This is a genomic window from Phocaeicola sartorii JCM 17136 = DSM 21941 (genome assembly GCF_054653615.1).
Genome location: NZ_BAAIFW010000006.1, coordinates 739,616 through 760,253 on the forward strand (window position 1 = coordinate 739,616; position 20,638 = coordinate 760,253).

The 20,638-nt window shown below is 46.1% G+C and carries 11 protein-coding genes and 1 tRNA gene; 4 read left to right on the forward strand and 8 right to left on the reverse strand.

Features of this window, described 5'->3' with window-relative positions; translation table 11 throughout:
- Window positions 1-17: 17 nt before the first annotated feature.
- On the forward strand, window positions 18-1,820 hold the full coding sequence (gene typA / locus ACYQ0C_RS20065; RefSeq protein ID WP_016274534.1) for a translational GTPase TypA: 1,803 nt from the start codon (window positions 18-20) through the stop codon (window positions 1,818-1,820).
- A gap of 61 nt (window positions 1,821-1,881) precedes the next feature.
- Here typA and ACYQ0C_RS20070 read toward each other — a convergent pair whose 3' ends face one another.
- Together ACYQ0C_RS20070 and pckA are read right to left on the reverse strand one after the other, a co-directional pair.
- Window positions 1,882-2,532, reverse strand: a complete 651-nt coding sequence (locus tag ACYQ0C_RS20070) for a nitroreductase family protein (protein ID WP_025018853.1) — start codon at window positions 2,530-2,532, stop codon at window positions 1,882-1,884.
- Between the two features lie 105 nt (window positions 2,533-2,637).
- Window positions 2,638-4,245, reverse strand: coding sequence for a phosphoenolpyruvate carboxykinase (ATP) (pckA, locus tag ACYQ0C_RS20075; RefSeq protein ID WP_016274536.1), 1,608 nt, complete (start codon window positions 4,243-4,245; stop codon window positions 2,638-2,640).
- A gap of 260 nt (window positions 4,246-4,505) precedes the next feature.
- Here pckA and upp point away from each other — a divergent pair, with 260 nt between their 5' ends.
- Window positions 4,506-5,165 carry a uracil phosphoribosyltransferase gene (gene upp / locus ACYQ0C_RS20080; RefSeq protein WP_016274537.1) on the forward strand — a complete coding sequence of 220 codons (660 nt, stop codon included), beginning with the start codon at window positions 4,506-4,508 and terminating at the stop codon, window positions 5,163-5,165.
- Between the two features lie 164 nt (window positions 5,166-5,329).
- Here the strand turns inward: upp and ACYQ0C_RS20085 are convergent, their stop codons facing one another.
- Window positions 5,330-6,334 carry a 2-oxoacid:ferredoxin oxidoreductase subunit beta gene (locus ACYQ0C_RS20085; protein ID WP_016274538.1) on the reverse strand — a complete coding sequence of 335 codons (1,005 nt, stop codon included), beginning with the start codon at window positions 6,332-6,334 and terminating at the stop codon, window positions 5,330-5,332.
- Window positions 6,335-6,357: 23 nt separating this feature from the next.
- Window positions 6,358-8,205, reverse strand: a complete 1,848-nt coding sequence (locus tag ACYQ0C_RS20090; RefSeq protein WP_016274539.1) for a 2-oxoacid:acceptor oxidoreductase subunit alpha — start codon at window positions 8,203-8,205, stop codon at window positions 6,358-6,360.
- A 410-nt stretch (window positions 8,206-8,615) separates the two neighbouring features.
- On the opposite strand from ACYQ0C_RS20090, the gene ACYQ0C_RS20095 reads away from it, so the two are divergent.
- A tRNA-Arg gene (locus ACYQ0C_RS20095) sits at window positions 8,616-8,687 on the forward strand.
- 72 nt (window positions 8,688-8,759) lie between these two features.
- Here the strand turns inward: ACYQ0C_RS20095 and kbl are convergent.
- Window positions 8,760-9,950 carry a glycine C-acetyltransferase gene (gene kbl, locus ACYQ0C_RS20100; RefSeq protein ID WP_016274612.1) on the reverse strand — a complete coding sequence of 397 codons (1,191 nt, stop codon included), beginning with the start codon at window positions 9,948-9,950 and terminating at the stop codon, window positions 8,760-8,762.
- Window positions 9,951-10,122: 172 nt separating this feature from the next.
- On the opposite strand from kbl, the gene ACYQ0C_RS20105 reads away from it, so the two are divergent.
- On the forward strand, window positions 10,123-11,076 hold the full coding sequence (locus ACYQ0C_RS20105; protein ID WP_016274613.1) for an NAD-dependent epimerase/dehydratase family protein: 954 nt from the start codon (window positions 10,123-10,125) through the stop codon (window positions 11,074-11,076).
- Window positions 11,077-11,255: 179 nt separating this feature from the next.
- Here the strand turns inward: ACYQ0C_RS20105 and ACYQ0C_RS20110 are convergent, their stop codons facing one another.
- From ACYQ0C_RS20110 to ACYQ0C_RS20120, 3 genes are all read right to left on the reverse strand, one after another.
- Entirely contained in the window at window positions 11,256-12,977 is a 1,722-nt protein-coding gene (locus tag ACYQ0C_RS20110; protein WP_016274615.1) for a RagB/SusD family nutrient uptake outer membrane protein, read from the reverse strand.
- Between the two features lie 20 nt (window positions 12,978-12,997).
- Window positions 12,998-16,204 carry a SusC/RagA family TonB-linked outer membrane protein gene (locus ACYQ0C_RS20115; RefSeq protein WP_016274616.1) on the reverse strand — a complete coding sequence of 1,069 codons (3,207 nt, stop codon included), beginning with the start codon at window positions 16,202-16,204 and terminating at the stop codon, window positions 12,998-13,000.
- Window positions 16,205-16,474: 270 nt separating this feature from the next.
- On the reverse strand, window positions 16,475-20,413 hold the full coding sequence (locus tag ACYQ0C_RS20120; RefSeq protein WP_016274617.1) for a hybrid sensor histidine kinase/response regulator transcription factor: 3,939 nt from the start codon (window positions 20,411-20,413) through the stop codon (window positions 16,475-16,477).
- Window positions 20,414-20,638: the final 225 nt, after the last annotated feature.

The window sequence follows — 20,638 nt, forward strand, 5'->3', positions numbered from 1 at the left end:
AAATATATAGGTATAGTATGCAAGACATTAGAAACATTGCGATCATCGCCCATGTGGACCACGGAAAAACGACACTGGTGGACAAGATGATGCTGGCGGGACATTTGTTCCGCAACGACCAGACAAACGGTGAGCTGGTACTGGATAATAATGACTTGGAACGCGAAAGAGGGATAACCATCCTTTCAAAGAACGTTTCAATTAACTACAAAGGAACAAAAATCAATATTATTGATACTCCGGGACACGCCGACTTCGGTGGCGAAGTAGAGCGTGTACTCAATATGGCTGATGGATGTATCTTATTGGTGGACGCATTCGAAGGCCCGATGCCCCAGACACGCTTCGTATTGCAGAAGGCGTTACAGATCGGTTTGAAACCCGTCGTTGTAGTCAACAAGGTGGACAAACCCAACTGCCGTCCGGATGAAGTTTATGAAATGGTATTCGACCTGATGTTCAGTCTGAATGCTACCGAGGATCAGCTGGATTTCCCCGTCATTTATGGCTCTGCCAAAAACAACTGGATGAGTACCGACTGGAAAACCCCGACCGAGAACCTGATTCCGCTGCTGGACGCTATCATCGAGCACATTCCGGCTCCGAAACAACTGGAAGGAACTCCTCAGATGTTAATCACCTCTCTGGACTACTCGTCATATACAGGCCGTATCGCTGTGGGACGCGTGCATCGCGGCACCCTGAAAGAAGGCATGAACATTACACTGGCAAAGCGTGACGGCAGCCTGATAAAGTCCAAAATCAAAGAGCTACATACGTTCGAAGGTTTGGGACGCAAAAAGACAGATGCCGTTTCATCGGGTGATATCTGTGCTGTGGTAGGTATAGACGGTTTCGAGATCGGTGATACCATCTGCGATTTCGAGAATCCGGAACCATTGCCACCCATCGCTATTGACGAACCGACCATGAGCATGTTGTTCACTATCAACGATTCTCCTTTCTTCGGTAAAGAAGGCAAGTTTGTGACTTCACGCCACATTCAAGACCGCCTGACCAAAGAACTGGACAAGAACCTGGCATTGCGTGTACGCAAAAGCGAACTGGAGGACGGTAAATGGATTGTATCAGGACGTGGCGTGCTTCATCTCTCCGTATTGATCGAGACCATGCGTCGCGAAGGCTACGAATTGCAAGTGGGACAGCCTCAAGTGATCTTCAAAGAAATAGACGGGGTGAAATGCGAGCCTATCGAAGAGCTGACAATCAGCGTACCCGAAGAATATTCCAGCAAGATGATTGATATGGTAACCCGCCGCAAAGGGGATCTGGTTTCTATGGAGACACAGGGTGACCGCGTAAACATCGAGTTTGATATGCCTTCACGTGGTATTATCGGTCTTCGTACCAACGTACTGACTGCCTCGGCAGGAGAAGCGATCATGGCCCACCGTTTCAAATGCTACCAACCCTACAAAGGTGAGATAGAACGCCGTAGCAACGGTTCTATGATTGCCATGGAAGGCGGGACAGCCTTTGCATACGCTATCGACAAATTGCAGGATCGCGGCAAGTTCTTCATTTATCCGCAAGACGAGGTATATGCCGGACAGGTGGTAGGTGAACATGTTCATGAAAATGACCTGGTAATCAATGTTACCAAATCGAAGAAACTGACCAATATGCGCGCATCAGGCTCTGATGACAAGGCCCGCATCATTCCTCCGGTCGTATTCTCATTGGAAGAAGCATTGGAGTACATTAAGGAAGACGAATATGTAGAGGTTACTCCCAAGAGCATGCGTATGCGTAAAGTGATTCTTGACGAAACAGAACGCAAGAGAGCCAACAAAAACTGATCCATCTACATTCATATCCATAAAATCCCGAAGGTGTTGCCGCCTCCGGGATTTTTTATCTCTAATCCAGAAACTTCACTTTACCAACCTCCCGTGGTTTGGCAGCCGGCGCCTCATCGGGATATCCGAAAGCGATGGCGTAAAGCAACTCATACCCTTCACTGAATCCCAACTTTTTCATATATTCCGCCGCAGCAGGTGATTTCATGAAGCGCACAGGCCCTCCCAGGCAGCAGGAGCCGATTCCCATTGACCAGGCGGACAAAATCATATTCTCGCCCAACAGGCCACAATCTATCGGTGACATATCATACGCGGGATCATTCGCTATAAACACGACCGTAGGAGCGTTATTGAACATATTCTTAAAACCCGGACGCTCTGCCGCTTTCGGGTTTTCCTGTTTGAATATCTCAGTCAGGCCATTGATAAATTCCGGATTATCCACGACACGGATCTCCCATGACTGTTTATTCATCCCATTAGGAGCATTGATTCCGCATTCTATGATAGTCTGCATCTTTTCACGCTCCACCGCCTCGGGTTTGTACTTCCGTATGCTGCGGCGGCTCATCATCGTTTCTACTACAGGATTTACCTGACTTACGGAAACACTATCCGCAACAGCTTCCGTCTGTCGGGAGCCTTGCGGTGTGCAGCTGCATAATACCAACAAGCCTGCACTTACTAACATTAATCTGAATGATTTCATTTACTTTTATATTTGGTCTGCAACAAATCTAGAAATTTTCAAGCATAAAAAAAAGTGGTTCCTGTATGGAACCACTTTTTATATGTTAAATCTGTAAAATTCAGATTACAACTTCGGACCTGCAGCAACCAACTTCTTACCAGCTTCGTTACCAGTGAACTTAGCGAAGTTCTTGATGAAGCGGCCAGCCAGATCTTTCGCTTTTTCTTCCCACTGAGCAGCATCAGCGTATGTGTCACGCGGATCAAGGATCTTCGGATCAACATTAGGCAATTCTGTAGGAACAACAAAGTCGAAGAAAGGAATAACCTTAGTAGGAGCCTTGTCGATAGAACCGTCCAGGATAGCATCAATGATACCACGAGTATCGCGGATAGAGATACGTTTGCCGGTACCGTTCCAACCAGTGTTAACCAAGTATGCCTTAGCACCGGTCTTTTCCATCTTCTTAACCAATTCTTCAGCATACTTAGTGGGGTGCAATGACAAGAAAGCAGCACCGAAGCAAGCAGAGAATGTCGGAGTCGGTTCAGTGATACCACGTTCTGTACCAGCCAATTTAGCTGTAAATCCAGACAAGAAGTAGTACTGAGCTTGTTCAGGGTTCAAGATAGATACCGGAGGCAATACACCGAATGCATCAGCTGACAAGAAAATAACTTGTTGAGCGTGAGGGCCTTTAGAAACTGGCTTAACGATGTTTTCGATATGATAGATAGGATAAGAAACACGCGTGTTTTCTGTTACGCTCTTATCAGCGAAATCAATCTTACCGTTAGCATCAACCGTTACGTTTTCAAGCAAAGCGTCACGTCTGATAGCAGCATAGATATCGGGTTCGCTTTCTTTATCCAGGTTGATAACCTTAGCGTAGCAACCACCTTCGTAGTTGAATACACCTTCGTCATCCCATCCGTGTTCGTCGTCACCGATCAACTTACGTTTCGGGTCAGTAGACAAAGTAGTCTTACCTGTACCGGACAAACCGAAGAAGATAGCCGAGCTGGTTCCTTCCATGTTTGTATTAGCAGAGCAGTGCATAGAAGCGATACCACGAAGCGGGTTCATGTAGTTCATGATAGAGAACATACCTTTCTTCATTTCACCACCGTACCAAGTGTTCAGGATCACTTGTTCTTTAGTCTTCAAGTTGAAAACAGTAGCAGTCTCAGAGTTCAGACCCAGTTCCTTGTAGTTGTCAACTTTTGCTTTAGAAGCATTGAAACATACGAAATCAGGTTCTCCGTAAGCAGCAAGTTCTTCAGCAGTGGGGCGGATGAACATGTTAGTTACGAAGTGAGCCTGCCAAGCTACTTCCATGATGAAACGTACCTTCATACGAGTTGCAGCGTTAGCGCCACAGAATGTATCAACAACGAACAAACGCTTGCCGCTCAATTCTTTAACAGCTTTAGCCTTCAAGTCAGCCCAAGCTTCTTCAGTACAAGGTTTGTTATCGTTTTTGTATTCGTCAGAAGTCCACCATACTGAATTTTCAGAAGCTTCATTCTTAACGAAGAATTTATCTTTAGGAGAACGACCTGTGTAAACACCAGTCATTACGTTTACAGCACCCAGTTCAGTAACCTGTCCTTTTTCGAAACCTTCCAATCCCGGTTTGGTTTCCTCAGCGAAAAGTACATCATAAGAAGGATTGTGGAAAATTTCCTTCACGTCGGTAATACCGTACTTGCTTAAATCTAAATTTGCCATCTTTAAATGATTTAATTTGGTTATTGTATAATGTTATTTTTACTCTTTATATTCTGAAAGAAGATGTTTTTCAACATCTCCTTGTCTAAGGCGCTACAAAATTAGTGCTTTATTTTAAAAAAAAGAAGCTATTAGAGAAAAAATTCCGTAATAATCAAAGATTTATATTTGTGTAACAAAAATGCAATTCGTACTTTACAAATCTAGAAATTATTTGTTTCTTTGCAGGTTAAAGTCAACAACATAACAAAAGCAGAAATATGAAAATCGTCAATCTCAGTGAAGGCAATTCTCTCCTAAACCAATATGTGGCGGAATTGCGTGATGTACATGTTCAAAAAGACCGTATGCGTTTCCGTAGAAATATCGAAAGAATAGGAGAAATCATGGCATACGAGATGAGCAAAGCACTAACTTATTCCGTAAAGCAGGTACAGACTCCCTTGGGAACCGCCACAGCCAGCACACACGATGACAAAATAGTGATCGCTACGGTATTCCGTGCGGGACTGCCGCTACACACCGGCTTCCTGAACATGTTCGACCATGCCGACAACGCTTTCGTCTCCGCATTCCGTTTTTACAAAGATGACGAGCACCACATAGTAGATGTGCACATCGAATACATCGCCGCCCCTTCATTGAATGACAGAACTTTGCTTTTAGTTGACCCCATGCTTGCCACCGGTGAAAGCATGGAACTAGCCTGGAAAGCTTTCCTGACCAAAGGCAGACCTGCAAAACTACAAATGGCCTGCGTCATTGCCAGCCAACAAGGGGTAGAACACATGGCAGAACTTTTCCCCGGCGATGATGTCACATTATGGTGTGCCGCCATAGATCCTGTTCTGGACGAACACAAGTATATTGTCCCGGGGTTGGGAGATGCCGGCGATTTGTCATTCGGCGAGAAACTTTAAAGCTCGCGCCATCCGGAAAGCCCCGCTTGTCCGCCCGGATAAAAAGACATCCCGATTGTATAAATAACGAATGGTTAGTAACCGGCAGTGATTCACCGCCCATTACTAACCATTCATATTTCAGACAGATCGGCAGATCCGTCCCTGCAAGGAGGATGAAAATCTTATTTCACCTCCCAGATATCATTCGTCATCAGTAATTCCTGGAAATTATGATATTTCTTCTTTGCAGCCACTTCTTCAATCTGTGCGTTAACGGCATCGTCATAAGTAGGAGCTTCCACATCACGAATCACCCCTAATGCAACCGGGAAATCCGGTCCTTCCATCAATGCCAGCTTCAACTGCAAAGTATTGTCCATACAGTGAGCATCGTGCACCAAAATATCTTTTTCCGTCACACCATTCTCACCAAGCTTTACCACTTTCAGTCCGAAACCGTCCTGCATCAGTCCGTATTCTTTTTCCGCACCAAACAACATCGGTTTGCCATGTTCCAGATAAATGGCATTCTTGGAACGGCCTTCTTTCGTATATACCGATTCGTGTGTTCCATCATTAAAGATGACACAGTTCTGAAGAATCTCACATACAGCCGCACCTTTGTGATTGGCAGCAGCCTTCAGAATCTCCACTGTACCGGGACCATCCGTGGCTACCGCACGGGCAAAGAAACGTCCACGCGCGCCAAAACATAATTCAGCCGGATGAAACGGATCTTCCACGGTTCCGTAAGGTGAGGACTTACTGACAAATCCGCGCGGAGAAGTCGGAGAATACTGTCCCTTGGTCAAACCGTAGATACGGTTGTTCAACAGAATCATATTCAAGTCGATATTACGACGAACGGCATGTATAAAGTGATTTCCACCAATAGCCAGACCATCGCCATCCCCCGAAATCTGCCAGACAGTAATCTTCGGGTTAGCCACCTTGCAACCCGTAGAAATGGCTGCCGCACGACCGTGTATCGTCTGCATGGCGTATGTATTCATATAATAAGGAAGACGGCTGGAACATCCGATACCGGAAATAACGGCAGTATCATGAGGAGCCACTCCCAATTCAGCCATCGCTTTGTGCAGCGAAGCCAAGAAAAAATGGTCACCGCAACCCGGACACCAGCGAGGTTGTCCTTTTTTGAAATCTTTTGCTGTATATTCGCTCATAGTCTTTACTTTCTTTACGGTTATTATTTATTTAAGATCTCGGTGAAAGCATCAACTAACTCGCTGACTACGAACGGCTGGCCTTTGACCTCATTAAACTGATAAGGAACAAATCCGTCCACTTTCATACGGAGATATCCGGCAAACTGACCAAGATTCTGCTCAGCCACGACTACCTTCTTATATTTCCTCAGCACTTCTGCCGTATTTTGAGGCAGCGGGTTCAAATGAACAAAATGTGCCAGAGCAACCTTCTTGCCCGCACGGTTCATTTCCTCCATGGCTGAATATAAATGACCGTAAGTTCCACCGAAACCTACTATCAGCAGATCCGCGTCCTCTACGCAACCTTGCACCTGAACATCAGGCACCGGAATCTTAGCCACCTTTTCGGCACGCAGGCGGCACATCAAGTCATGGTTTTCAGGTTCAGTAGAAATAGCGCCTGTATCACTGTCTTTCTCCAAACCTCCCAGGATATGCATATAACCTTCCTGTCCCGGCAATGCCCAATAACGGACACCCGTTTCGGCATTACGCTTGTAAGGAGTATAATTATCCTTCATTTCCGGAGTGACATACGGCGGGTTGATAGCCGGATAGTCTGCCAGATCAGGCAATTTCCATGCACCGGAGCCATTGGCTACAAAGCCGTCAGTCAGCAACACCACCGGAGTCATGTGCTCCAAGGCAATCTTACAAGCATCATAAGCGGCATCGAAGCAGTGAGTCGGAGAAGCTGCGGCAATGACCGGCATGGGAGACTCGCCGTTGCGGCCAAACAAAGCCTGCAACAAATCGGTCTGCTCGGACTTCGTAGGCAAACCGGTAGAAGGGCCGCCACGCTGTACATTAACAACCACCAGTGGCAATTCTGTAATAACAGCCAGGTTCATAGCCTCCGACTTCAGACAGACACCCGGTCCCGAAGTAGAAGTAGCCGCCAACGCACCTGCAAATGAGGCACCGACAGCCGTAGCACAGCCTGAAATTTCATCTTCACACTGAACAGTAGTCACGCCCAATGATTTATGTTTAGACAACTCATGCAAAATATCTGTTGCCGGAGTAATAGGATAAGATCCGAGGAACAAACGCAGGCCTGCTTTCTCGGCAGCAGCGATCAAACCGTATGCCGTAGCCTTGTTTCCGCTGATATCCATGTACTTTCCGGGTACTTTAGATTTGGTTTCCACCTTATAAGTATGATCTACAGACGCATGGGTGTTGTGACCATAATCATATCCGGCGTGTATCACTTTAATATTCGCTTCGGCTATTTGCGGCTTCTTCGCAAATTTCTCGCGCAAGAAGTTTTCAGCAACAGTCAGATCACGGTTAAACAACCAGCAAACCAATCCCAAAGCAAACATATTACGGCATTTCAACATTGACTTGTTATCCATGCCCGTATCTGCCAGACAGTCTTTCACCATCTGTGAAATAGGGGCAGCAATCACATCCTGCTTAATCCCCATCTCTTCAATCGGATTGTCTGTTTTGAAAGCCGCCTTGTCCAGATCTGATTTCTGGAAACAATCTGTATCAATAATGATACAAGCTGTGGGCTTCGCAAATTTGTATTGTGTTTTCAATGCAGCGGCATTCATTGCGACCAATACGTCGCATTTGTCGCCGGGGGTAAAAACTTTACCCGCACCGATATGCACCTGAAAACCTGACACACCGGTCAACGAACCTTGCGGGGCACGTATATCCGCCGGGTAATCGGGGAATGTACTGATATCATTTCCCACTGTAGCCGAAATATTAGAAAAGATATTTCCGGCCAGCTGCATACCATCGCCTGAGTCGCCTGAGAAACGGACCACCACCTGGTCCAACTCCTTGACTATCATTTCATCTGCCATAACTTATTATTTAGGGTTACAAAATTTCACTGTTTGCAAAGTTCGGAAAGTTCTGCCAAAGGACAAAATATTCCGCTATCAAACTACGTTCGAATATCAAAATGCACAAAATTAAAGGTTTATTTAATTACAAGCCAAGAAAAATCAGAGATAAATACCTGTTTAAAAGCATAATTTCTATCATTATGATAACGGATAGAAGCTGTTCGTTTTTACAATTTATTATTTTTATCCATGTTTTATAAACAACATGAAAGTCCATAGCCGGATAAATCCATTATCAGGCCCTCAAAAGCAGGCGAAAAATGACAAAACAGCAAAGAAAGGATTATTTTCTTTCCACTTAAGACATTTTTCAATCTTTCATATTGCCATTTTAACAAAAAGGAGTACCTTTGTAGCCGCAAAGGGGCCTTGTAGTTCAACGGATAGAATAGAAGTTTCCTAAACTTTAGATAGGGGTTCGATTCCCCTCGGGGCTACAAAAAAGCAGTAAACAGTTGTTATACAACCATTTACTGCTTTTATTTTATCCAGATAATCTTTAGAGCCGCTTATTTAATCACCCCAAGTTCCTTGCCCACTTTCATAAATGCGGCAATCGCCTTATCCAAATGCGCCTTTTCATGACCGGCAGACAACTGGACGCGGATACGTGCCTGTCCTTTCGGAACAACCGGATAATAGAAACCGGTCACATATATGCCTTCTTCCTGCATCTTGGCTGCAAAATCCTGAGACAGTTTCGCATCATAAAGCATCACAGCACAAATCGCGCTCTGAGTTGGTTTGATGTCAAAGCCGGCAGCCAGCATCTTGTCACGGAAATAATTCACATTATCCATCAGCTTGGTATGCAAAGCATCACTTTCTTTCAGCATCTTGAACATTTCCAGACTGGCGCCAATGATGGCAGGGGCTACAGAATTAGAGAACAGATAAGGACGTGAACGCTGGCGCAACATATCAATAATTTCTTTCTTTCCGGTAGTGAATCCTCCCATCGCACCACCAAATGCCTTGCCTAATGTGCCGGTAAAGATATCCACATGACCGTACACATTAAATTGTTCGGCCACACCATGTCCTGTAGGACCTACCACACCGGCTGAATGAGATTCATCCACCATTACCAATGCGTCATATTTTTCCGCCAGTTCACAAATCTTATCCAAGGGAGCTACATTGCCATCCATCGAGAATACACCATCTGTAGCAATAATGCGGTGACGCTGCGCCTGCGCTTCCTGCAAACAACGTTCCAGGTCAGCCATGTCGGCATTAGCGTAACGATAGCGTTTTGCCTTACACAAGCGTACACCATCTATAATAGACGCATGATTCAACGCATCCGAAATAATAGCGTCTTCTTCTGTAAACAGCGGCTCGAACAAGCCACCGTTAGCATCGAAACAAGCAGCATAAAGTATGGTGTCTTCTGTTTTAAAATAATCAGAGATGGCAGCTTCCAGTTGCTTGTGCAAATCCTGAGTTCCGCAGATAAAGCGTACGGAAGACATACCGAAGCCATGCGTGTCCATCGCCTCTTTAGCCGCATTGATCAAACGTTGGTTATCTGACAAGCCCAAATAATTGTTGGCACAAAAGTTCAACACATCTTCTCCGTCATTCACCTTGATGTCCGCACGCTGAGGTGTGGTAATGATCCGTTCATTTTTATACAGTCCGGCCGCTTTAATATCAGCCAGTTCCTTCGCAAGGAACTCCTTCATTTTATCATACATAGCTTTGCTTTTTTTATTAAGTATATAAGTTTGAATTAAAAAATCAGTCCTGTTTGACAAAGTTCTTATTTTTTTTCGATATCCGGTTAAATTATAGAGAATTTTTTGATAAAATATGCAGTTTTCTCTCTATCTTTGCTTCCAAAAGGAAATTTATAGCAAATAGCAAACTATGAAAAATGTATTAATTATCGGCTCCACCGGTCAGATCGGTTCGGAACTAACCATGAAATTAAGAAGTATTTATAATGGTAACATCGTAGCTGGATACATTCCCGGTGCCGAGCCTAAAGGGGAATTAAAAGAGTCAGGTCCTTCTGCCATTGTAGATATCACTAATGAACAACAAATCGCCGAGACTGTATCAAAGTACAACATCGACACCATTTACAATCTGGCAGCTTTACTGTCGGCAGTAGCGGAAGCCAAACCTCAACTGGCCTGGAAAATCGGGATGGGAGGATTGTTCAACGTATTGGAAGTGGCACGTGAAATGGGATGCGCCGTATTCACTCCAAGTTCTATCGGTGTATTCGGAAACAACACACCCAAAGACAAGACTCCACAAGATACCATCCGTAATCCGCGCACCATGTACGGGGTGACCAAAGTATCGGGAGAATTACTGAGTGACTACTACCATATCCGTTTCGGCGTAGATACCCGCTCCGTCCGTTTCCCCGGATTAATCTCGTATGTCACACCTCCGGGCGGCGGAACCACTGACTATGCAGTAGATATCTACTACTCGGCTGTAAAAGGTGAAAAATTTGAATGTCCTATCGCAGCCAACACATTCATGGACATGATGTATATGCCTGACGGCTTACGTGCAGCCATTGAAATAATGGAAGCGAATCCCGACAAACTGGTTCATCGCAATTCGTTCAACATTGCGTCTATGAGCTTTGATCCGGAAATCATCTATAACAATATAAAGAAGTATATGCCCGATTTCCAAATGGAATACAAGGTAGATCCGCTACGTCAGGCTATCGCCGAATCATGGCCGAACTCACTGGATGACACTTGTGCCCGTGAGGAATGGGGATGGAAACCGGAATATGACCTGGACAGTATGACACAGGATATGCTTGCCAAATTGAAAGTACGGTTCAATAAATAAACCACTCATATTAAATGAATAAAATGGGGAGTGCCTTTGGAGAGGTACTCCCCATTTTTATATGCAACAAGCCCAGGCATAAGCCGGAACTTGCCCATAACCTGTTTTATACAAGAAAAGGAGATGTGCCATGCTGACACATCTCCCACTTAAAAAAATCACAATTTAAATGACTAATCTCATTCTTCCCATCCCGGGTTCTGAGTCAGATTTTTATTCAGCACCAGCTGGTCTGTAGGCAAAGGATTCAAATAACGCTTGTCATTGGCCGACCATTTGCGTCCGGCATCATCCAATGCTTTTTCGTAGATCTTCAAATAAGTCTTACCACCGATCGTTACCTTACGTCCGTCGAAAGTACCTTCCGGATAGTTGGCCATTGATTCTTCCGAAAGTGTCATGCCGAGATAAGTTTTCGGATTCTCCAATAACTTTCCTGCCTTCCAGCGCACGATGTCACTCCAGCGGAAGCCTTCGGTAGCCAGTTCCACACGGCGCTCGCGGCGAATTTCATAAAGAAGCGGTGAAATGGAATAACCATAGTCAACGCTGTTATCTACAACAGGGTTGATGGACAGATGAGCCATCTCCACACGGTCGCGCAGCAAATTAACCGTCTTGTCCAAATCAGCCTGTGTACATGTGCCCAATTCGGCTTTCGCCTCGGCATAGTTCAACAGAACTTCCGCATAGCGGTAAAGGAACCAGTCGTAAGTACTGCTGTTCGCTTCATTCTGATCGGGTATCGGAGACAAATATTTAGTCAAATTATAGCCCGACACACCCTGATTAGGAGCAATGTTCTGACTTTCCCATACATGCACACCTTCCAAGTCAATCAAAGTGGGACGATGGGGGTTGTTGATAATCTGATACATACGTGGATCTCTGTCCGCCAGTTCCTTTTCCAAGGTGGCATCATCATATTCCTTATGCGCTGAAATGGGCTTTCCGTCTCTGAACAAGAATGTTTCCAGGAAGTCTTTGGAATACCCCAGTCCTTTTTTCGCATAGTCACGCCCCAGCCAATGCATCAGCAAGTCTTTTATATAGATCCGGGGCAGAATACATTCTTTGTTCCCGGTCAAATCTTCCTGAATGAAAAGGTTGCCATAATATAAGGGATATCCCTCGAAAGCCTGCTGTCCGCATCCGGCATCCGTAGCTTTCACAATATCATACAATCCTGACGCCATCACCGCTTCGGCTGCCTTCACGGCTTTCTCCAAAAGCGCCTGTGAAGTAATGCTGCCGCTTTCATTGTGATATTTCATGTGTGTACCTTCGTACAGGCAAACACGCGAAAGCTGGGTATACGCCACATATTTATGTAGTCTTCCGGTCCCTGCCTTATCGGGGGTAGGCAGCCACTGGGCGGCAAATTCCAAATCCTCTATTATTTTACCGATAACAAAATTCCTGGGATCGCGCGCCTTGTAAAGCAATTCCTTGTCATCGGCTTTCAAATCGCTTTCATACCAAGGCACATCGCCAAAGGATTTTACTTTGGAGAAATAATCCAATGCTCTAAAGAAACGCACTTCCGCCACATAACGGTTTATCTCACTCTCAGAACCCACCGCTGTATGGTATCTGTTTAAGAAGAAATTACAAATGCGTATGTTTCCCCAACTCCATCCACCTCCCGAACCGGGCACGGTTACATCATCAAACAGAGTGGCGTTGGCGGTAGTGCTTACACAGTCGTCACTCTGACTGTCCAGGTTATAGTCCGGCCCCGGGAACATGGTGTAAAGGTTGTTCGCATACAGTTTCAAATCCTCTGCTTTACCCCAATAAGACTTGTCAGTCAGTGAATCCTTGGGAGAGATATCGGTAAACTCACAGGAACTCATCAAGGCCATAAAGCCCACTCCTGCTAATAAATATTTATATTTCATCTTTCTATTCTTTTTAGGGGTTAAAACGTAACATTAATACCTACCGAAATTTTACGAGTGATAGGATAGGTCAAATTATTTAAAGTCTCGGGGTCGAAGGACTCGACAAGAGAAGTAAAGGTCAACAGGTTTTCACCATTGGCATACACTCTCACTTTGTTCAAGCCGGCCTTGGTCACCCATGCTTGCGGCAGGGTATATCCCAACGTCACATTCTTCAGGCGAAGATAAGAAGCGTCCTGCAAATAGCGCGAACAAGTCTGACGGTTTCCCCAGTTGCTCCATCCCGGAGCCGGTAAGTAAGCGTCGCGGTTATCTTCGGTCCAGTAGTCCAGTGTCGTTTTCACCGGTACGCCCCATTCGTCCTGGAATCCCCAGAATTGCTCGCCACCCAACATCACGTCTTTTTTGCCGATACCTTGCCATATCATCTCAAAATCGAAGCCTTTATAAGTGAATCCGGCAGTAAACCCGTATTGGTATCTAGGTGTGCTGTTACCGATAATCTTGCGGTCGCCCGGGTCGCCCAAAGTGCTGCTCTTGTAGCTGATTTTTCCATCACCGTCCAAGTCCACATAGCGCACATCCCCCGCTTTCCAGGTTCCTCCCCATACGGCGGACTGGTTGGCTTTGGCCGCTTCTTCATCGCTCTGGAACAAGCCGTCGGACACAAGTCCCCAGATTTCTCCCAGCTTCCGGCCTACATAGTATGATCCCAAAGAGCCTGTTTCGTTACTGAAGCGTGTAATTTCCGAAGTATAATCGGACAGGATCGCCTTTACATAATAATTGAATCCGTTGCCCACGCTGCCATTCCATCCTAAAGAGAGTTCATATCCCGTAGTCTTCATATCGGCCGCATTTTCATTAGGGACTCCCGTACCCAGTACAGAAGGAAGTTCCTGTCCGCGGGTCAGCATATTCTTGGTATCACGACGATACCAGTCGAAAGTCGCTGTAAGGCGGTTGTTGAAGAAAGAAGCGTCAAAACCGAAGTCCATCTGATTGACAGTCTCCCAGGTAAACGAGTTGCTCACCAGTCCTGAAGGTCCGACAGCCACCGGACGCGCCCCTTCCAGGATATAGCCCATATTGGAATTTACTCCATAAGAAGGCAGATAGTAGAAGTTGCCCAGGTCACCGGTCGCCTGATTGCCCAGACTACCGTATGAAGCACGGATCTTCATGTCATTCCATACATTCTTGAGAGGAGTCCAGAAAGCCTCTTCCGAGATTCTCCAGGCTACCGAGCCGGAAGGGAAGAAAGCGTAACGGTCGTCTTTCGGGAAACGGGAAGAACCGTCGTAACGTCCGTTCAATTCCAGCAAATACCGCTGTTTGTAATCATAGTTCAGACGGACAAAGACGCCATTGATGGCCCAGTGTGTTTCCGAGGCACCGACTCCTCTTTCACCGGTCGCCAGGTTCAAGGCCGGATTGTCCGTGTCAATCAGTCCCTGGCGGGAAGCGTTAAATCCACGGCTGTGTTTATATTCTTGGTTATAACCCGCCAGCGCCTTGAAGTTGTGCACCTTGTCCAGGGTAAGCTGGTACTCGGCAAAGGCATTGAATGCCTGATAGTAGTCTTCATTGTTATACATGTTTACGCTGCTGACCTTCGTCCAGGGATACAGTGCTTCGGCTCCCGGTACGGCGCGGTATTCCAAGAAAGGTCTGACATGTCTTTTACCGTTGCGGAACCAGCCGTTGAAGGTGTAGTCTGTAGTGATAGTCAGTCCCTTCACGGGAGTCAGGCGCAATGCTCCTGTAATCCACAAGTCATTCTGACGTATATTTTCCTGTCCTCCCAGCTCCTGTATAGCTACCGGATTAGTTGAATTTCCCTGTCCCGAGTAGTGTCCGTCCGGATGTTTCACCGGCATCAGCGGGCTAAGGTCGTTCTTGAAGTATCCGGTATAGGTTCCCAGCATACTCTGTGACATACCTCCACCGGGGTGTCCTTCTTTCGTATAGGTGTGCATCACCTTGGCCGAGAAGTTCAGCCAGCTGGTAATGTCAGTGGACACATTCAGGTTCATGTTAAACCGTTTGTAGTTATCTTTGTCCGCCTTCAGCAAACCGGTTTGATCGGCAAAGCCCAGCGATGCGTAGTAGGTTGTCTTTTCGGTACCTCCACTTACATTCAGGTTATACTGCTGCGAGAAACTGGCTTTCTTGTAAATTTCGTTCCACCAGTCCGTGTTACCACAATACTGATATCTGGTGGGATCCATGTCCGGATCATAGAACACAGGCTTGTTATTTACCGGATCATCGAAATATTTCTTGGCGTATTCATAAATTTTGGGATTGAAGTAATGCTCACTGCTGCTGCCGTTGTGTTTGTTGGCACGGTCTATCATCTCCAGATATTCCATCGAGTTGATTCCCTCTACCTTGACTACAGGGCTTTGCCAATAGCCGTTGGCAGACAACGAGATTTGAGCCTTTTGCGATTTCTTTCCGTTCTTGGTGGTAATCAGAATCACACCATACGCACCACGGGCACCGTAAATGGCTGCCGACGAGGCATCCTTCAATACGGAGATAGAGGCAATATCTTCGGGGTTAAGCAAGTTGGGGTCCATCTGCACATTATCGACCAAGACCAAGGGAGATCCTCCATTCAGAGAGGTATTACCACGGATATTAAAGCTGGCTCCCTGACCCGGCGCGCCACTGTTCATATTGATGTTAAGGTTAGGGATGACACCCTGCAAGCCGGCACCCACATTGGCCAACGGTCTGTTCTCGAGTACCTCACCCGACACTTGTGCCACCGCACCGGACAGGTTCACCTTTTTCTGTGTTCCATATCCCACTACCACCACTTCTTCCAGTGCCTGTGCATCTTCCTTCAGCGTAACATTGAGAGGGGCACCTTTCCAAACCACTTCTTGAGTTACATAGCCGACAAAAGAAATTTGAATGACATCGCCTTTTTTCACATCGGGCAGCATAAAGCTACCGTCTATGCCGGTAATGGTACCATTCGTAGTTCCTTTCACTACAACAGAGGCTCCGATAACCGTCTCACCGGCCGCATCTTTCACGACACCGGTACACTGGTTCACAGTCTGCTGCGACACATAAACAGACGGAGTTTCGGTCAATGATCCTGCGGCAAAAACCGGAACCGCACATAACAGACAACAACCGGCACCTAGTATTTTGCCATAGTTCACCATCTGGGTTCTTCTTAAATTCTTAATAAGGTTAACTTCCATAATAAAATGTTTTTTATAAATAAATACGAATTCTCAATATAAGGAACCAACTCACTGACTTCGTTCAGAGAACACTTCTCTATACATCAAGAAACGATCAGCATCATTCTCATAGTAAACGTTAGATTTATAATTATTTCCCAGGAATTAAATTATATTGTTTTTGTTGTCGCGAAGGTATAATAAGGCAAGTAAAGAGACTTCATGAATACGTCTCTTTACTTCATTTATCGTTCTTTTTCAAGGAATTTCCTTGAATATAAGTACAAATCAGGAAATTTTGCCCTCCTGGCGGAACTGTCGGGGTGACATTCCCTTTACCTGTTTGAACAGGGTGCTGAAATAGCGGTGGTATTCAAAACCTACTCTCTCGGAAATTTCGGAGATAGGCAGGGAGGAATGAAGCAGCAACTCTACGCTTTTCTCTATTCTCATCCGGTTGATATAATCATTCACCCCCAAATTTGTCAACGCTTTTAACTTGGCATACAGCGGTGTGCGGCTGATGCCCATTTCTTGAGTCAGGAAGGTTACATTCAGTTCTCCTGAGGAGAGATTGTCCAGAATCAATTGATTAAGTTTCTCCAGGAAAAGCTCGTCGGGAGTCATGCCTCCGGCAGGTTGGGCAGGAACCACCCGGATAAACTTCTCCCGGTATTGCTTCTTCAATAATTCGCGGTTCCATAACTGGCTGCGCAGCATCTGCTGAAGCACCTCCATGTCAAACGGCTTTGATACATAGGCGTCGGCTCCCATCCTGTATCCTGTCCCCATGCTGTTTGTATCGCCCAGCGCGGTGAGCAGCACTACCGGTATATGGCTTGACAGCTCATCCGACTTGATCCGCCGGCACAGTTCGTATCCTCCCACATGAGGCATCATGACATCACTGATAACCAGGTCTACCGCCTGTTGGGACAACACTTCCCAAGCCTGCTCCCCGTCATAAGCCGTAAGGACCGCCTTGTAATCGTCCCTCAACGCCTTTTCCAAGAACTCGCACAATTCGCGGTTATCCTCCACAATCAGTATGGAGTACTCGGCAAGATTGAGTTCCGTATGTCCGTCGGTCTCGATGGAAAGAGGCGAAGAAAAAAACGGAGGGACTTCCGGAATCCTCTTTTCCACCTCGTCTTCCTGTACAAGGAGCGGCAGTTCAAAGTAGAAAGTGGCCCCTCCATCGGCATTATTGCAGGCTCCTATCGTTCCTCCATGCTTCTCTACCAACACTTTGCTGTATGCCAGCCCTACACCGGTCCCTCCTTTGGTATGAGCTCCCTGGTAAAACCAGGCAAACAATTTCTCCGGATGGATATCACCCAATCCGGGCCCCTGGTCGGCGACACTGATCCGCAGATACCCGTCATGCCGCATCGTGGAAATAGCTATCCGCCCGCCAACCGGAGAGAACTTCAAAGCATTCATCAGCAAATTGGAAAGAATGATTTCACATTTCCTATCATCAAAACGAAGAGGGGAAGGCAACTCTTCCAGCCGGAAGTCCAGCTCCATGGACTTATCCTCCACCTCATACTTGAACCCCTCGGCAACAGCGTAAATCCACTCATTCACCGCATGAGGCATCAGCTGTAGCTTATACTCCTCGCTATCAATCTTACTGATATCCAAAGTCATGTTTATAATGGACTTCATCCGGTCAGCCGCCCTGTGCACACTGATCAACTGGGTACGTAATTCCTTTCTCTCGTCACCACCCATCTCCGGCTGCTCCAATTTTTCAAGCAGTTTGTGCAAAGGAGAATAGATCAATGTCAAGGGGGTACGCAATTCATGACTCACATTCAACAAGAAGTGCACTTTCTCCTGACTGGTGCTCTCCAGTACCTCCTCCATCTTCTTTTGCGCTTTCGCTTCCTTCTTTTTCAGCATCGCAGCGATCCTCCAATAAAGGAAAGCCACCAGAATGAGCAGCAGGAGTCCTCTGATTCTAGCGTCTCTATACCAAGGAGGCATCACGTCAAACTCCAATAACCGCACCGGTTCACTCCAAACGCCATTAAGAGTATAAAAAGACACCGAGACCGAATAATTGCCCGAAGCCAGCAGGGGCATGGAAAGTACAGGGTCATAAGATTCTATGTCTATACGCTCATGATTGTGATTTACCATATATCGGTAAATGTATTTCCGGTTAATGTCTCTCTCCGCATTTCTTATTTTCAGCTGGAACGATTTGTAATTCCACGGAATTTGAACACCTGTTTCCGCCTGCCTATCCTTACCTAAAGAGACCCCGTCCAGCACAATATCCGCCAGTCGGATCTCAATGCTGTCACTAGCCTGAACAACCTTTTTATTGATCCGTAGCAATCCGTGAATGCCCCCCAGATAAATATATTCTTTATAGGATGGCGGCGCATAGATAGTGGATAACTCATTCGGAAAATAGTCATTCGGACCACCTAAAATAAAAAAAGTCTTCAGCCGGGTGTCATAAGAGAAAAGCATATTCTGCGCGCCAATCCACAATTGGTTGTTATGGTCGGTCTGTATGGCCGATACCCGTTTGAACAGGTTCGTCTCAATCTTCTCGTATCTTTGGGTCACGGGATCCAGCCTTCTCAGCCCATGATCCGTGCCTATCCAGAAAAGGCCTTGATCATCCCTGCTTACCACTTCCACCTGCTCGCCATCGGTTATCCGGTAGAAAACGGAAAGGGTATGATCTGCCAGATCGGCTTTTAATATTTTATTCTTTTGCTGAAAGAACGCCACATCGCCATCCACGCTGACCAATTGAAGCCCTATCAGTGTCTCCCCGTCTTCCCCGCTCCTGAGAAGGCTGAACTTTCCATGCTCTCTATCGTATATATACGGACTGCCCGCCAGAAAGAGGAAACGGCCGGCAGACGCCCTGTAAACCAGAACCAGATAACCCTCCTTGCACATCTGCTCATTGATCTTCGGGTCGACAATGACAAAGGGAGTACACTTTCCCGTCTTCTTATTAAAAAGATAAATTCCGTCATCATAACATGAAATCAGCAGCATATCAGCGGAATACTCGGCAATGGAAACTACTTTCTGATGACGGGTAGAGGGGAAATGAGTAAACACATCCTCCTCCGGATGGTACAGATTAAGCCCGCCTCCATCCGTGCCGATCCATATCATGCCATGTGCGTCCTGACAAATAGACAAGATGGTTTTATTGCTTAAACCATAACGGCTTCCGAAAGGGACTTCCGTATAGGCACGGCTGAAGGTCTGGCTTATTTTTAGCACACCATCGCGCACACTTCCCGCCCAGATATTCTGCAACGCATCTTTATAAAGACAGGTTATTGAATTGGCCGGTAGTGAATTAGGATCTTCCGGAAGATGCCTCAACCTGGTCGTCCAATGAAAGTCCGTCAAATCCAGTACATAAATTCCGTCACCGTCCGTCGCTGCCCATAGCGTTCCATCCTTCTCTTCAAAGTCCAGCACAGTCGTATTAGCCGGGACAGCGTGATGGCTATCCGGCAGTTTTTTCATTTTGCCGTCACTTCCATAAACCACTATACCTCCGTGATAGACTGATAGATAAAGATTTTTCAAGGAGTCCAGATAAGACGCAATCACTCTGTTCTCCGGCTGCCCGAATCCGGCGTCACGACACTCTTTTTTCCTTTCGTTGTACTCTATAATCCGTCCGTTACTCATAACCAGCAGACAAACATCCTTGCTCCATTGATGAATGCCTACAATTCGTGAAGGGCCCGCACAAACATTCCCCAGAGGTATCTCACTGATTTTCTTATCCTTGAATGTATAGCAATAGAGTGACGAGCCACCAAGTAAGATTCTTTCCCCGGTCTTGTGGAAGACAGAGACAAAAAGAGGGGCATCCGGCAGCAACGGAGTAAAGCGGTTCTTCTCCCTGTCATAAGTCGCCAATCCGCCGTCAGTAGACACCCAAATCGTGCCGTATGCATCCTCCGTAACGAAATAGATTCTACTTCCAGGCAACGAGAAAGGATCTCCGTATTCATGAAAATAAGTCCTTATCTGATAGTAATCGTAACAGTTCAGCCCATAAACAGTCCCCACCCATAGCATACCTTGGGAATCAGTACACACATCCGTCACATTCGAATGGGACAACCCGCTTTCCACATCCAGCTTCCAATATGCCTTGTTGTCTATCCGGGCTTGGGAACACACAAAAACAAACATGCATAAGACCAAACTTAATAAATGTCTCATAGAGTTAGTAGATTTTAATGCACAAAGATAGTGAAATGCTTTCACAACCTGATACACAAGCCCCTATTAAAAGAACAGAAATTATATTCTCCGGGACAACATGATATTACCATCAACCGTTTTCACTGCATACAAAGAAGGAAATGCCTCCCCCCCCCAGAAAAAGTTCCGGAACAGGCACAGCCTTATTTTTCTACATTTTTTGCACTTATCTAAAATTTTGGT

Coding starts and splice junctions, on each gene's coding strand:
- ACYQ0C_RS20110 (WP_016274615.1), bottom strand. CDS start 12,977: ATGAAATATAAATATTTATTAGCAGGAGTGGGCTTTATGGCCTTGATG.
- ACYQ0C_RS20070 (WP_025018853.1), bottom strand. CDS start 2,532: ATGAAATCATTCAGATTAATGTTAGTAAGTGCAGGCTTGTTGGTATTA.
- upp (WP_016274537.1), top strand. CDS start 4,506: ATGAAAATCGTCAATCTCAGTGAAGGCAATTCTCTCCTAAACCAATAT.
- ACYQ0C_RS20085 (WP_016274538.1), bottom strand. CDS start 6,334: ATGAGCGAATATACAGCAAAAGATTTCAAAAAAGGACAACCTCGCTGG.
- kbl (WP_016274612.1), bottom strand. CDS start 9,950: ATGTATGATAAAATGAAGGAGTTCCTTGCGAAGGAACTGGCTGATATT.
- ACYQ0C_RS20120 (WP_016274617.1), bottom strand. CDS start 20,413: ATGAGACATTTATTAAGTTTGGTCTTATGCATGTTTGTTTTTGTGTGT.
- ACYQ0C_RS20090 (WP_016274539.1), bottom strand. CDS start 8,205: ATGGCAGATGAAATGATAGTCAAGGAGTTGGACCAGGTGGTGGTCCGT.
- ACYQ0C_RS20105 (WP_016274613.1), top strand. CDS start 10,123: ATGAAAAATGTATTAATTATCGGCTCCACCGGTCAGATCGGTTCGGAA.
- pckA (WP_016274536.1), bottom strand. CDS start 4,245: ATGGCAAATTTAGATTTAAGCAAGTACGGTATTACCGACGTGAAGGAA.
- typA (WP_016274534.1), top strand. CDS start 18: ATGCAAGACATTAGAAACATTGCGATCATCGCCCATGTGGACCACGGA.
- ACYQ0C_RS20115 (WP_016274616.1), bottom strand. CDS start 16,204: ATGGAAGTTAACCTTATTAAGAATTTAAGAAGAACCCAGATGGTGAAC.